Source organism: Lacrimispora sp. 210928-DFI.3.58 (assembly GCF_020554865.1).
GTDB lineage: Bacteria > Bacillota > Clostridia > Lachnospirales > Lachnospiraceae > Enterocloster.
Genome location: NZ_JAJCIC010000013.1, coordinates 74,664 through 88,575, shown reverse-complemented (window position 1 = coordinate 88,575; position 13,912 = coordinate 74,664). Strand labels below are relative to the sequence as shown.

11 protein-coding genes are annotated in these 13,912 nt (G+C 54.8%); 2 read left to right on the top strand and 9 right to left on the bottom strand.

Features of this window, described 5'->3' with window-relative positions:
• The first annotated feature begins 106 nt into the window (after nucleotides 1-106).
• Nucleotides 107-832 carry a tRNA 2-thiocytidine biosynthesis TtcA family protein gene (locus tag LIZ87_RS10130; RefSeq protein ID WP_227146736.1) on the top strand — a complete coding sequence of 242 codons (726 nt, stop codon included), beginning with the start codon at nucleotides 107-109 and terminating at the stop codon, nucleotides 830-832.
• Nucleotides 833-861: 29 nt separating this feature from the next.
• Here the strand turns inward: LIZ87_RS10130 and LIZ87_RS10125 are convergent, their stop codons facing one another.
• Both LIZ87_RS10125 and LIZ87_RS10120 read right to left on the bottom strand, forming a co-directional pair.
• Nucleotides 862-2,547 (bottom strand): LCP family protein, encoded by a 1,686-nt coding sequence (locus LIZ87_RS10125; protein WP_227146734.1) that lies wholly within the window; start codon nucleotides 2,545-2,547, stop codon nucleotides 862-864.
• 76 nt (nucleotides 2,548-2,623) lie between these two features.
• The gene (locus LIZ87_RS10120; RefSeq protein WP_227146733.1) at nucleotides 2,624-4,273 is read right to left on the bottom strand and encodes an NlpC/P60 family protein; all 1,650 of its coding nucleotides are present in this window, start codon (nucleotides 4,271-4,273) and stop codon (nucleotides 2,624-2,626) included.
• Between the two features lie 422 nt (nucleotides 4,274-4,695).
• Between LIZ87_RS10120 and glmS the strand changes: the two genes are divergently transcribed.
• Nucleotides 4,696-6,522, top strand: coding sequence for a glutamine--fructose-6-phosphate transaminase (isomerizing) (gene glmS, locus LIZ87_RS10115; protein ID WP_178315209.1), 1,827 nt, complete (start codon nucleotides 4,696-4,698; stop codon nucleotides 6,520-6,522).
• 30 nt (nucleotides 6,523-6,552) lie between these two features.
• On the opposite strand, the gene LIZ87_RS10110 is transcribed toward glmS, so the two are convergent.
• From LIZ87_RS10110 to LIZ87_RS10080, 7 genes are all read right to left on the bottom strand, one after another.
• Nucleotides 6,553-7,839: a glucose-6-phosphate isomerase gene (locus tag LIZ87_RS10110; protein WP_178315211.1), complete on the bottom strand. Its 1,287-nt coding sequence runs from the start codon at nucleotides 7,837-7,839 to the stop codon at nucleotides 6,553-6,555.
• Between the two features lie 14 nt (nucleotides 7,840-7,853).
• Complete coding sequence (locus tag LIZ87_RS10105; RefSeq protein WP_227146730.1) at nucleotides 7,854-9,011, bottom strand: class II fructose-bisphosphate aldolase; 1,158 nt, start codon at nucleotides 9,009-9,011, stop codon at nucleotides 7,854-7,856.
• Nucleotides 9,012-9,101: 90 nt separating this feature from the next.
• Nucleotides 9,102-9,938 carry a triose-phosphate isomerase gene (locus LIZ87_RS10100; RefSeq protein WP_227146728.1) on the bottom strand — a complete coding sequence of 279 codons (837 nt, stop codon included), beginning with the start codon at nucleotides 9,936-9,938 and terminating at the stop codon, nucleotides 9,102-9,104.
• The gene (locus LIZ87_RS10095; RefSeq protein WP_227146726.1) at nucleotides 9,935-11,131 is read right to left on the bottom strand and encodes a diphosphate--fructose-6-phosphate 1-phosphotransferase; all 1,197 of its coding nucleotides are present in this window, start codon (nucleotides 11,129-11,131) and stop codon (nucleotides 9,935-9,937) included. The genes LIZ87_RS10100 and LIZ87_RS10095 overlap by 4 nt, the downstream gene beginning before the upstream one ends.
• An 18-nt stretch (nucleotides 11,132-11,149) precedes the next feature.
• On the bottom strand, nucleotides 11,150-12,316 hold the full coding sequence (nagA, locus tag LIZ87_RS10090; protein WP_227146723.1) for an N-acetylglucosamine-6-phosphate deacetylase: 1,167 nt from the start codon (nucleotides 12,314-12,316) through the stop codon (nucleotides 11,150-11,152).
• A 54-nt stretch (nucleotides 12,317-12,370) separates the two neighbouring features.
• Nucleotides 12,371-13,192 carry a glucosamine-6-phosphate isomerase gene (locus LIZ87_RS10085; RefSeq protein ID WP_227146800.1) on the bottom strand — a complete coding sequence of 274 codons (822 nt, stop codon included), beginning with the start codon at nucleotides 13,190-13,192 and terminating at the stop codon, nucleotides 12,371-12,373.
• Nucleotides 13,193-13,243: 51 nt separating this feature from the next.
• Complete coding sequence (locus LIZ87_RS10080) at nucleotides 13,244-13,912, bottom strand: response regulator transcription factor (protein WP_178313802.1); 669 nt, start codon at nucleotides 13,910-13,912, stop codon at nucleotides 13,244-13,246.

The window sequence follows — 13,912 nt, the reverse complement described above, 5'->3', positions numbered from 1 at the left end:
ACTATTTTATCATATAAAAATTTTCTTTACAACCGCATCCCTTGACAATCCATCCAATAGCTAGTACAGTGTTAAGATACAGCTTCTGGAAAGGAATCCGTACATTATGAAATTACAGCGTCTTTTAAGCCTGACACGCCAGGCACTTGATACATATCAGATGATAGAGGACGGGGACGTGATTGCCGTTGGGGTATCCGGCGGAAAGGACAGCCTGGCGCTCCTGTATGCTCTTTCCCATCTGAGGAGGTTTTATCCGAAAAAATATGACCTGTGTGCCATCACAGTAGACTTAGGACTGGGAAACATGGATCTGGAGCCCATAAAGGATATCTGCCGGGGATTTGATATCCCCTACGCCATTATACCAACAGAGATCGGCAAGGTCCTGTTCGACATCCGAAAGGAGTCCAATCCATGCTCTCTCTGTGCAAAAATGCGCAAGGGTGCCTTAAATGAAAAGGCAAAGGAGCTGGGCTGCAATAAGATTGCCTATGCCCATCACAGGGATGACGTGATCGAGACAGCGCTCATGTCCCTGTTTTACGAGGGGCGTTTTTATGCCTTCTCCCCCTATACTTATCTGGACCGTATGGACCTGTCTGTGATACGTCCCCTGCTTTTTGTGACGGAGGCAGATGTGATCGGCTTTCAGAACAAATACAGCCTTCCCGTATGCAAGAATCCCTGCCCCATGGACGGTAACACCAAACGTCAGTATATCAAGGATCTGATACGTGAATTGCAGAAGGACAATCCTCATTTAAAGGACTGCCTCTTTCATGCGGTCACCACCGGAAATATTACAGGCTGGCCTGCTCCTCTCAAATAGGGGCAGCCAGCCTGTTGTTCTTTCTATTGTCAGGAAACGCCCGGACCAGCCTGCTCCTCAGGAGAGGGCAATGGTGTTGGATGCTCAAAACCGCTGTTTTGCGGCTTAGTCTCTCCGGCGGCTCCGGGTCCCTCTGAACTGCCGGGTCCTTCTGTGCTTCCTGCGTGTTCTCCCGGCTTTTCGCTGCCTTCTGTCTCCTGCTCCTGGGTTTCGCCGGGACCGCCCTCCGCGCCATCCCCGTTTTTCTCTTCAGGCTCCTCTATTGCAGCCTGCTCTGTGGATTCCTCTAAGGATTCCTCTGTGCTCTCCTCCGCGCTCTCCGGTACTGTCTCAGCGGGAGCCGGCTGGGGAGCCGCCTCCTGAGGCGCCGGAGCCGGAGCGGCTGCACCAGATCCGCCGGAGGATCCGCTTGTGCCACTGCTGGCAGGTGCCGGTTTTCCTTCTTCATACAGTCCGGTCTCTTCTGATATGTGGCTGCTGATCTTCTTTACTGCAGAGGATGGCTGGTAGACCGTATCCTCTCCGTAGAGGAATTGATGGAGAAGGATGACATTGCTCTCCAATGTAGTGGGGATCACACAATCCATTTTCCCAACTCTGGCTGTCTGCCGTGAGAACGGGAAACCGGCTGTCTCTCCAATATGATATCTGCTCACATCCTTTGCCATGGGAAGCAGATCATCTGCGCCCACACTGGTAGAGATCTGGGATACCACCAGTTTTGCAAGAGCGATCAGCGTAGAGGTATCTGCCTGCTTGGCCTTTTCAAGAGCAAGCGTCACAACCTTCCTCTGGCGCTCCGTGCGCTGGAAATCCGTATCCATCAGGCGGAGGCGGCTGTAAGCCACTGCCTGGACACCGTCCAGATGGTTGGGACCCGGCTGGGTCAGATGGACAGAGGCGATCCCGGTGGACTCTACGGTCTCTGTGATAAAGCTGTTGATATAGGCAAACTCAGACTGGCTGATATCCAGGTCAATGCCTCCGAGGACATTGATGGCATCGGCCACTGTCTTCCAGTTAAAGGTGGCATAATCATCAATCTTGATATCCAGGTTTTCCTCCAGGGCATCTACGGCCTGCTTATGGCCTCCCTTAAAGTAAGCCTCATTGATCTTGTGGTAGTTTCCATCTGAGTTGATCTTCAGATAGGTATCCCGGTAAACACTCACCAGCTTGATCTCCCCTGTGGCCCGGTCTATGCTGCATATCATCTGCACGTCTGCCAACGCCCTGTCCGTGTTGCCGTCCCGGCTGTCCACGCCAAATACAGCCACATTCCAATAGCCTGTAGGGCGGTGAAGGAACAGCCATGCTCCATAAGCCAGGATAGCTGCCAGAAGCAAAAGGAGCAGGAAGCCGAGCTTCCGCTTTTTCCCCTTTTTGCCTGTCCGGCGGCCCTTCTGTCTGGTATAAGTCTCCTGGGAAGAAGGAATCGCCTGTGAATGACTTCTGGCTCTGCCTCCTGCCTGAGTCCTTGTTTTAGATCCTCCGCGGGAGGAAGCGGAGGAAGACGTGTAGCCATACTCCTCCTCATAATAATAAGCGTCATCCAGCTCATCATGATTTCTGGAGGAAGCCGGTCTTTGATGGGACACAGGAGTCCTGCGGCGGCCTGCCGTATTCCTGCCTGCAGTGCCTGCGGCTGAACCATTCCGCTGCCTGGCTCTCAGCCTTTGAAGCTCATCGTCCCTTTCATCTCTATTCTCATTCATATCAATATTCCTCTCTTTGTATCGCATGTACTCGTGGAAGTTCTTTGTACCTGATTCTGTGCAGCAGCACATTCTCTTAATCGGTCAATCTCCGGTAGCTTGCCCAGTCCGGTGCTACCAGGGCAACCTCCACATTATCGGTGGATCCGCTGGTTTCCTGGATGCATACCATTCTTCCGTCAGGAGACCAGCCTAGATACATGACTACATGTGGCTCCTCTCCCAGACGGATGCAGATGTCTCCCGGAAGCAGCTCATCCTTTGATATGGCCTGTCCGGAGGACACCAGGGTCGCCGTGCTCTGGGCACCCAGGCTCTGACCTGTTACGGACCAATATACCCAGTTGATCCAGCCGGAGCAGTCCAGTCCCTTTAAGAAGCGGCCTTCCCTATCCGGCTGTACCACGGAGCCGAAGTGGTTCCCTGTGTAGCCCGGACGGCTGGGCTTGCCTCCACAATAGTAGGGGATCTTCCCCACAGATGCCAGGGCATACCGCACCATATCCCGCCGCACCTGACTTGCATCCATTGGCACAAGCTTCATGAAAAATTCAATCTCATCTCCTGTCAGAGGGCAGATGGCAAGGAGGTCAGCAGCATTGATCCCGTACATCTCATACCAGTCCTGGCTTAAAAGCGTGTCCACATAGGAGAGGGTCTCCTGGTTCCAGCCAGGCCACAGGGAGCTCTGAGAATCCATTGCGCCGGCCGGCAGAATATCCTGATCAAAGAGGCCTCCTGCCTCTTCCGTATTTCGGATGGTGATATGTATGGTAAGATCGATGTGTCCCGGACAGCTTAAAATGGCTGCCGATGGGGTTGCTGCCAGATGCCCAAGATCAGAATTTTCTGATGGTGATGCTGCCTGTCCATTGGATTCCGATTCCCCTGCTGGCGCAGCTTCCTCTGGAACAGAGGCAGTCTCCTCTGTGGCTGGAACGTTCTCCGGATCAGGAGCGGCTTCCTCTGCAGCTTCCGCCTCCTCTGCCAGTCCTTCCGCCTCCACACAGTCTCCGTCACAAAAATACACCTGCCCCAGCTCTACGCTGTAATGATGGGAGGCATTCCACAGTTCCTTTGCGTAAGCCTCCATTTCCTCCATGGTACTCAGAAGCCCGTAGTAGTGCAGAACATTGCACATGGACACGATGGTCCTGGCATTGGACTGGCCATCAATGGAGGCCCCTGCCCCGTTTGCAAACTGCACATTCATATTGGTGAACTCCTGGAGGAAGCCGGCTTCGGAGGACACTGCCTCCTCTGTCAATCCAAGGATATTGGCTGCCTGAAGGGGCGTATAATTATAAAGGTCGTAAATGCCGGAAAGCCACTGGGAATCCATGGACGCAAGCTCCTGGTACAGCTGTCCGGCCATGCTGCCGGAGGGGCTTAGGGATTCCATGCTGCCTCCTTCCTCGCCGTACAAATATGCCAGAACCAGCACATCCGGCTTCGCGATAGGCGCATCCTGGTAGTCTGCCTGGGATTCGGTCGCATAGGGCTTTGGCAGATAGGAGGGCGTTGCCAGTGGAACCGTATGGGGATCAGTCTGGCTCTCCTCTTCCATCTCCACAGCCTCCGTCACCACGGCCTGTGTCTCGGTGGAACTGCTGAGGCGCCCTGCCAAAAATGAGAGAAGGCAGGCTGCCCCTGCGGCTCCGGCAAAGAGGCAGACTCTTGGCGCACCCCTCAAACGTGCCGCTATATGGTCTAAATACTTCAACATGCTATGTATCCTTTGATCATCATTTATCTCGCTGGACAGTATACCACACATTATTCTTAAAATATAGATGGAATGTCTTACAGAATTTTTAAAATAAGCGGCTCTGGTATCGTTTATTTTGGTTGACGCATAAATTAGAGTGAGCTATAATAGTGCCAGTCTGTTTTTTAGGAGGAAACAGTGATCAATAGCAAAGCTATAGCGCCATGCACCTTTCCGGGGACGTGAACAGCGAAAGCTGCCGGAGAAGGTTGACGAGGAGGAGAGAGAATCGAACTTTCGGCGGGTGCTCTCCCATGCAGTCCGGGCGTGTGATACGCTGTAAAATATGCGGGCAACTGCAAAACAAACACAGTGTAACCGGACAACGTAAAATCATGCAGATTGAAAATTGAATAAACGAAGAAAGGCAGATGAATGATATGTGTGGAATTATTGGTTATACAGGCCCTTTAGAGGCCAGAAAGCTGCTGTTAGACGGATTGGCCGGATTGGAATACAGAGGTTATGACAGTGCGGGCATCGCTTATTTTGATGCCAATTCCCAGATAAAGCTCATGAAAAAGGTGGGAAAGGTGGCTGCCTTAAGGAGCCTTGTGGCGGAGACACAGGATGTCTCCCACTGCGGCATCGGACATACCAGATGGGCGACCCACGGAGGGGTGACAGACGCCAACGCCCATCCCCACCGCCAGGGAGATGTCACCATGATACACAACGGCATCATTGAGAACTACCATGCCCTTACGGAGGAATACGGCCTGGAGGCGGAGCTTACGTCCCAGACAGACAGTGAGGTGGCTGCCGGAGTGCTGAATACGATGTATCAGCAGCACGGCCACGATCCCCTGACCGCGATCCGGCATTTTGTAAAGGTGCTGGAGGGCTCCTACGGCTTCTGTATCATGTTTGATGACCGTCCGGGGGAGATCTACGCTGTGCGCAGCGTAAGCCCTCTTGTCGCCGCCTACACCCATTCCGGCGCCATGGTGGCTTCTGACCTCACGGCCCTTATCGCTTACACCAGAGAGTATTTTGTGGTTCCGGAAAACTGCATTGTCCGTCTCACTCCATACAAGGTCCGCGTATACGACATGGAGGGGAACAGGACAGAGCCGGAAATGATGGAAGTTAACTGGAATATGGATGCCGCCATGAAAAACGGCTACCCTCATTTCATGTTAAAGGAGATTCATGAGCAGCCTGAGGCGCTGAAAAATACCATTCTTCCCAGAATGAGCAAGGGCCTTCCCGACTTTACGGATGACGGCATTTCCGATGACATTTTTACCGCCTGCAGCCGCATACACATTATTGCCTGCGGCACTGCCATGCACGCCGGAATGGTTGCAAGAGCCCTCATGGAGCCTCTGCTGCGCATTCCTGTGACCGTGTCCATTGCATCGGAATTCCGCTATGAGACGCCGCTGATCGATGAGAAAACCCTGGCGGTCGTGATATCCCAATCCGGTGAGACCATTGACACCCTGGCAGCCCTGCGTCTGGCCCAGTCCCTGGGAGCGCCTGTGCTCTCTATCGTCAATGTAAAGGGCTCCACTATTGCAAGGGAGAGCGATTTTGTACTCTACACCCATGCAGGCCCGGAGATCGCTGTTGCCAGCACAAAGGCCTATTCTGTACAGCTGGCGGCTCTCTACATGCTCTGCTGCCGCATGGCCCTTGTGCGCGGAAAATACACCGAGGCCCAGGCAGCCGGTTTCTTAAAGGAGCTTCTGGATGCCATCCCGGCTATGGAGGCTATGCTTGCCGAAAAGGACCGCATCAAAGCCATTGTAAGCCATCTGGTAAATGCTCCGGACGCGTTCTTTATTGGCCGTGGTCTGGACTATGCTTTCTCCCTGGAGGGAGCGCTGAAACTGAAGGAGATCTCCTACATCCATGCAGAGGCCTACGCAGCAGGTGAATTAAAGCACGGCACCATTGCCCTGATCTCAGAAAAGGTCCCGGTGATCGCTATCGCCACCCAGGACCACATTTTCTCCAAGACCATCTCCAACGTGCGGGAGGTGAAGGCAAGAGGCGCTTACGTGATCCTTCTTGCAAAGGAGGGCGCCGTGGTGGAGGAAGATATTGCAGACGTTCAGATCCGCATCCCGAAGCTGGAAAACGGCTTTACTGTATTCCCCATCGCAGTGATCCTCCAGCTGATCGCGTATTATGCATCCGTTGGAAAGAACCTGGATGTGGACCAGCCGAGAAATCTGGCGAAATCTGTGACAGTGGAATAAGGTGATAAACCGGCCTGGCCGCCGCCCGTTTTATGGGCGGCGGCTTTTATTTGTGAAGCAGCCCTTCCCCAGGGCTGCAAACATATTCCTTTTATACTCCTCCACGCCCTCCTGGTCAAAGGGATTTACTCCGATGAGTTGGCCTGATATGGCACAGGCCGTCATGAGGTAATAAAATAGCTGTCCAAAGCTCTTCTCGCTTATCTCCTCTACTGTAAACCGGATGCAGGGCACGCCGCCTGCGGTATGGGCCTCCCATGTGGCGGCCTCAGCCGCCTTGTTGATCTCGTCAAAGTCCATGCCGTCAAGATAGTCGAAGCAGTCCCCAAACTCCGGGCAGGGCTCGATCACCGCCTCTGCGCCGGGACGGATGACTGACACAAAGGTCTCGATCAGATTCCTTCTTCCGTCCTGCATATACTGGCCGATGGAGTGAAGCTCCTCCGAGTAGATGGAGGCTGCCGGAAAGATTCCCTTTTTTTCCTTGCCCTCGCTTTCACCGAAAAGCTGTATCCACCACTTTTCAAAAAATGCATACCGAGGCTCAAAGGATACCATCATCTCAATGTCGTATCCTCTGCCGTACAAAAGGCTGCGGGCAGCCGCGTAGTCCACAGCCGGATTGGCTTCGGGATGGCTTATGCAGTCCTCCATGGCCTCCGCCATGCCCTCAAGGTAGACCTCCGCATTGATTCCGGCTGCCGCCAGAGGGAATAGTCCTACTGGTGTAAAGGCAGAATACCTTCCGCCAACCGAGGCAGGAAACTGCAGAAACAGGTATCCGTTTTCCTCAGCGATCTCCTCCAGGCGTGAGCCTGCGGTTCCGGTAACGATGATCCGCCTGGCCATCTCCTCCCTGGTATACCGTCTGCCCATCCACTGGCGCAGGATGCGGAAATGGCTGCCGGGCTCCAGTGTCTCAAAATTCTTAGCGATCACGTCAATATATACGCTTTTTCCCTCCAGCTCAGCCAGGGCCATACGGATATAATGAGGGGATAAGGTATTGCCCAGATACACGATCTTCGGCCCTCTGCGCTCAGGCATGGCCTCGATGACGGCGCGGGCTGCCTGATTAGAGCCGCCTACGCCTACGATCACGAACACCTCCGCATCACGGCGGATCTCCTCCGCTTTTGCATCGATTTCTTCCAGCTGCAGCACAGAATGCTCCGGTGTGCGCCAGCCCAGGACATGCTGACTGTCCTCCATGGTGTACAGGGCATGGCAGAGCTCAGCTGCCTGCTGCCGGCGGGTATCCCATTCTCCGTCCTCTAAAAACTGCTTTGTTTTGCTGACATCAACAAAAACACTCACAGCTGCCGCCCCCTTTACTGCTCCATTTTCTTATAGCGCTCCGCCATCTCGTCCAGGCTTACCTGCTCTACCAGGGGAGCCTTTCCAACGGAGCCAAACTGTACGATCAAAGTTCCCACTACCTCCTTTACACCTCTCTCCACGCAGTCCACAATAGCAGCTACGTCATCGTCCGGCACATTGCCGTACATCACGGTATCCATGACCGGCGGCAGGAAGACCCGTGGATCAAACAGGTTCTTCTTTGCCTCAAGAAGCTCATAGATCCCGCCGATGGAGGCGCTGGTGCGCTTTTCGGGATACTTTGCAAACAACTCCTTCATGTTACGTGTCACTGCCAGACGGATGTCGGTGTCAACATTGATCTTGCTGATGCCGCAGGGAATGGCGGCCTTCAGTTCATCGATGGAAATGCCGTAGGTGCCAGACAGCTCGCCGCCCAGGCCGTTGATCTCATCCACAATGTATTTCGGCACGGTGGAGGAGCCATGGGACACCAGAGCCCCAAAGATGCCAAGATGGTTCATGCACTCGCGAATGGCCACAGGGATCTCCTTTCTCAGCTTCACATCCTTTCCCTTAGATGCGCCGTGCATGGTACCGTAGGAGATCGCCAGGGCGTCCACGCCCGTTTTCTTGAAAAATTCCACCGCATCCAGGGGATTGGTGTAGGTGGATGAGGCGGAAAATACATGGTCCTCCACCCCGGCCAGCACGCCAAGCTCGCCCTCTACGCTGACGCCTCTGGCATGGGCGTATTTAACCACCTCTCTGGTCAGCTCCACATTGTCCTTAAAGGGCAGGGAGGAGCCGTCGATCATGACAGAGGTATAGCCTCCCTCGATGGCGGCCGCGCAGGAATCAAAATCGCGGCCATGGTCCAGATGCAGGACAATGGGAATCTCGGAATCAGCGCCGTACCTTTTCACCGCGTTGGCAATATTCTTTGCCCCGGCCTTTTTGTCCTCCAGGGTCGCGTTCATAAAATCCGTCCTGCCGCCCATAAAGCCGTTGGCAAGGTCCGCCCCCTGCAGAATGGCCGCGGAGCGGAACATTTCATGAACCTCAATGGCTGCCTTTGCCTGGGCCACCGCGTTGACATTGAAGGCGCCCTGGCCGAAGCCATGCTTAACAGCTGCCTCAAGGAGAGGTCTTAATGGAATTAATGGCATGATCATATCCTCCTTTTTTATTTATCAGCCTTTTCATTTACAGGGCCTGCCGGGTCCCTCCGCCCACACTCTCTGGATGGCAGAGCTCTGCTATTTTCCCATATAGGTGCGGATGATCTCCAGATACTCCTCCGGATAATAGCCGATCTCGCCGGAAAACCTGGTGAGAGCGATCAGTCCGCCGTCCATAACCGGTATGGATGCCAGCATCTTCGCATTGTCCGTTTTCAGTCCGCCTCCGTAGACCACGTCCATGCCATCGGCCGCCTCCTTGACAAAGGAGCCGATCATAGAGATATACTCCTTATCCGGCGGGATCTTGCCAGGGCCGATGGCCCAAATCGGCTCGTAGGCAATGGTGACAAGTGATTTGTCCACGCCTGCCAGGCCTGTCTCAAGCTGCTCCTTTAAAACCTCCGGCCATCTGGGCTGCTCCTCTGAGGATTCGCCAATGCAGTAGAGAACCTTAAGCCCGGCCCTCACAGCCGCCTGGATCTCCTTATTCATCAGGCGGTTTACCGCCGCCTTGTCAGTCACTCCGGCCTCCGCCAGCACACCCGCCTTGTCGCGGCGCTCCTCGCAGTGGCCGATGATGGTGGCAGTGCAGCCCAGGGCCCTTGCGGCGTTGGCTGTCCGGCTGGTGGTGAAGGCACCGAAGCCGCCTCCCACAGCCGTATCGTCGCGGTATACGCTCTGGCAGCCTATCTGGATGGGGCTGCCCTCACACAGGGCCTCCACAGCCGGAATCAAATGAGCCTCCGGGAAATACATGGCAAATTCCACATCATCCCCGTCATAAGCCATAAGCTCCTCCTGGGTGTGCTCTACAATATAGCTGCCCCACCTGGCCATGGGGGCGATGCTGTTGACGCCGCCCAGCTCCCTTGGGATATCAAACCGCTTCAGATTCAGAAAAATGTGCTTCATGCTTTCCTCTCTCCCTCTTCCCTGTATAGATCCTGAAAATCAATATACTCGCTGATCTCTGCCCCGATCAGCGGGCGGCACCAGTCCGTAAATTTCTCCGTCACATCATTTCCCCGCTCATTGATGTAATCCTCAGGAATACTCCGCTCACAGAGCATTACCTCCCGGATGGGTATCATGCAGGTGTGTATCCGGTAGGAGCCATCCTCCGTCTCATCGCGGACAAAGCCTGTCATCACGCCGCCTTCTCCCCTCATGGCGGCCCGCAGCGCCTCGCGGCCTGCAAGGACAGCCTCATCCCTGTCCACCGGAGACTGGAGGGCGATGGAGGCGCGTCCGCAGATACCCGGCTTTTCACTTCTGGCCTTGATCCCAAGCCGCCTGATCACCAGTTCCGCCAGATAGGCGCCCACATCCCCGTAATACACGGCCCGGTCCGTCTTGAAAATGGGAGGCACAATGGGCTCTCCGGCCGCATTTTTTAATCCCTCGCTGGCAACCACCACCACGCCGCCCTTTTCCTGGTGAAGCCGCTTCACGTCCTCCAGAAATTCCTCCTCGTTAAAGGGCCGCTCCGGCAGGTAGATCAGGTGAGGCGCATCCCCCGGCTTTCTTCTGGCTAAGGCTGACGCGGCTGTGATCCAGCCTGCGTTGCGCCCCATGGCCTCTATAATGCACACGTGGATGGGCATTGCCTTTACGTCAACGCCCACCTCTGCCGTGGTCTGGGCGATATAGCGGGCGGCGCTTCCGTAGCCCGGCGTGAGATCCGTAATGGCAATATCATTGTCAATGGTTTTGGGAATGCCCACCACACAGATTCCGCGGGTCCTGCAGGCCTCGTAGATCTTCCCGCAGGTGTCCATGGTGCCGTTGCCTCCGTTTAAGAGCACATATTTGATATTATGCTTGAGGAAAATGCCGGCCATCGCCTCGTAGTCCTCCTCCCTCAGAGCATACCGCGAGGAGCCGATGGCCGTAGCAGGCGTACGGAGAAGGAGCTTGAGCCTTTCATGGGGATATTTCATCAGATCGAGAAAGCGCTCCTTTAAAACTGCCTCGCTTCCTCCGATGGCTCCGTACACATGCTCAATGGCCCCGCTGGCCCTGGCCTCCTCGATCACTCCGTAGAGGGAGGCGTTGATCACGGCTGTAGGCCCTCCTCCGTGTATTACCAATACATTTTCAGCCAATTTTCTATCCCCTTTCTGTTATCCCACATCACCTGCCGCAAAAACCAGGCGGCCTTTTGCGAAGGTCCTTTCTACGTCACACTTCTCATCCAGGATCACAAGATCTGCGTCCTTTCCCTCCGCGATGGAGCCGATTCTGTCATATACCTTCAGCAGCCTTGCGGGATTCTCCGTGAGAAGGGGAAGAATATCCGCAAGAGGCCTTTCTGTAAATGACAGCAGGTTTTTGAGGGCCTGGGCCATTGTCAGCGTGCTTCCCGCCCGGGTCCCTCCAACTGCCAGCATGGCGTCCCCGTTCACCACTATCACGTCGTTGACACCCAGCTTATAATTGCCGTCCGGCAGACCCGCAGCCATAATGGAGTCCGTAACGGCGATCACACGGTCGAGCCCCTTTGTCTTTAGGATCAGGCGCACAGTGCCCGGGTGGAGATGCCTGCCGTCGCAGATGATCTCGCAGTACAGTTCATCATCCTCCAGCACAGCCCCCCAGATGGCGGGGAAATGCTGGTGCAGAAGCTTCATGGCATTGCCCGTGTGGGTGGAGGCTGCCGCCCCGTTTGCAATGGCCTTTCTGGCCGTCTCGTAATCGGCGCCGGAATGGCCGATGGCTGTCACGATTCCAAGCCTGCCGATCTCAGAGATAAAGGCTGTCATACCCTCGATCTCCGGCGATACGGTAATGTAGCGGATGCCGCCTTCTGCTGCACACTGGTATTCCTTTAAAAGGGCAAGGTCGGGCTTTTGGAGAAGATGCTCCGGCATGGCTCCCTTATATTCAGCGCAGAGAAAGGGCCCCTCAAGATGAATGCCCATCAGGTTTGCCCCTCCATGCTCCAGCTCCTTCCAGCGGTTGTATTGGCTGATGCACCGCAGGGTCTGTTCCCTTGTATCGGTCAGCACGGAGCAAAGCCAGCTTGTAGTGCCCTGGCTGGCCTGGAAGCGGCAGATCTTCTCAAAATCCTCCGCGGTGGCCCCATTTACATCCACTCCCACTGCGCCGTGTGTGTGGATATCGATGAAGCCCGGCACGATCCGCCTGCCTGTCACATCACAGACCAGGGCATCCTCCGCCGAAAGCTCCGCCCCGATCCGGCGGATCAGGCCATCCTCCATCAGGATATCCGCCCTGGAAAATCCATGATCCAGATACACCGCTGCGCCCTTTAATAATATTTTACTCATATCCGCTCCTTTCTCTTCCCTTGAAGCTCTGATGCCGCGCTTAACGCAGTGCGTCTAATCCTCCAGCGACGCCACATATTCTGTGAAGGTCAGTGTGATATCGGGATGATCCTGCAGGAGGCTTACAGGAAATGCCGCTGTCGGCTCGCCGTATCCCGCCCGCCGCACAACGGCCCTGTGCCAGCTGCGAAAGCACCCTAAGCGGATTTTCCTGGCGTGGGCGATCTCATATATTCCGATGGTCACGCAGTAGCGCGGCATATCCTCCAGCGCCCCGTTAAAATCGCCGATAGCGTTGGCTGCCCGTGTCTCCGGGCTGATGGCCAGCACACGGGTCCTTTGCGCGAGAAATTCTTCTCCGCTCATAGAGGCATCGGCCTCGTTGAAGGCCACATGGCCGTTGATGCCGATTCCGCCAAAAGCAATGTCTACGCCGCCCAGCTCCTCGATAAGCTGCGGTATATATGATGTATTGTTGGGATCGGGAAAGATCCTCTGCTCCTTAGGCATCACAAGCTCCGGCCGTATCCTCGCGTACACTTCCCGTTCCATAAAGCCCCGAAAGCTCAATGGATGCTCCATGGGAATCCACTGGCGATCGTCATCCAGGTATTCATCCATGTTGATGAACCAGGTATCCTTTAGGCTTATGCCCCGTTCATTTACCAGCTCCACAAAGAAGGGATACTGCCCCACAGGGCCTACAGGGCAGATGAATACCGTCTTCTCTCCCCTGGCATTGTGGGACTCGATCTCCTCCGTCATTTGTCCGGCCATTTGGCGGAACACCGCTTCGTTGTCTTTCAGGCAGGAAAGCGGCAGCTTTGGCGCTGCCAACAGCTGCTCCCTGTCGTATCCGTAATATTCGTGTCTCATATCCATTCCTACTACCTCCTACTGTTTTTATTTTACTGAGTCCCATCCGCCTCACTGAAACAGATGGGAGAGATTCAGCTCCCGGATCATTGTCACGATCTCCTTTGTCCTGCTGCACCCAAATTTGCGCAAAAGCCCTTTGATCTGTGTCTTTACGGTAATGAGCTCCACGCAGCGGATCTGTGCGATCTCCTTTACCTTTTTTCCATCCAGCAAAAGCCTTACCAGCTCGCGCTCTGCCGCTGTCAGCCGTGATACATTGTGGATAAAAAACAGCAGGCTGCGCTCAGACCGCTGAAGCCGGGAATACTCCCGCATGAGCGTCCCCTGTATCCGGAAATTCATGGTAGGCCTTCCGGCACTGGCATTGCGGATGTGGGCAAGGACCTCCTCACTTTTTTCCCCTTTTACCAGATAATCCACTGCCCCTGTTCCCATGGCCGTGATGATCATATCGTTAGTCTCGTGGGCTGTCAGAAAGATAATATTCTGCATTGGACTCTGGTCCCTGATCCGCTCTGCGGCGATCACCCCTGCGTTGATCGTCTCCATTTCAATGTCCATCAGGATCAGGTCAGCCGGATCAGTACGTGCAAGCTTTATGGCTTCTGCCCCTGTTTTTGCCTCCCACACCACCTCCATGTCCTCCTGGCCGTCGATCAGCTCCCTCAGATCCTCACGGATCAGGTCAAAATCCTCTACCAAAGCTACTCTGATCAT

Coding starts and splice junctions, on each gene's coding strand:
- LIZ87_RS10130 (WP_227146736.1), top strand. CDS start 107: ATGAAATTACAGCGTCTTTTAAGCCTGACACGCCAGGCACTTGATACA.
- LIZ87_RS10125 (WP_227146734.1), bottom strand. CDS start 2,547: ATGAATGAGAATAGAGATGAAAGGGACGATGAGCTTCAAAGGCTGAGA.
- LIZ87_RS10120 (WP_227146733.1), bottom strand. CDS start 4,273: ATGTTGAAGTATTTAGACCATATAGCGGCACGTTTGAGGGGTGCGCCA.
- glmS (WP_178315209.1), top strand. CDS start 4,696: ATGTGTGGAATTATTGGTTATACAGGCCCTTTAGAGGCCAGAAAGCTG.
- LIZ87_RS10105 (WP_227146730.1), bottom strand. CDS start 9,011: ATGCCATTAATTCCATTAAGACCTCTCCTTGAGGCAGCTGTTAAGCAT.
- LIZ87_RS10100 (WP_227146728.1), bottom strand. CDS start 9,938: ATGAAGCACATTTTTCTGAATCTGAAGCGGTTTGATATCCCAAGGGAG.
- nagA (WP_227146723.1), bottom strand. CDS start 12,316: ATGAGTAAAATATTATTAAAGGGCGCAGCGGTGTATCTGGATCATGGA.
- LIZ87_RS10085 (WP_227146800.1), bottom strand. CDS start 13,192: ATGAGACACGAATATTACGGATACGACAGGGAGCAGCTGTTGGCAGCG.
- LIZ87_RS10080 (WP_178313802.1), bottom strand. CDS start 13,912: ATGATCAGAGTAGCTTTGGTAGAGGATTTTGACCTGATCCGTGAGGAT.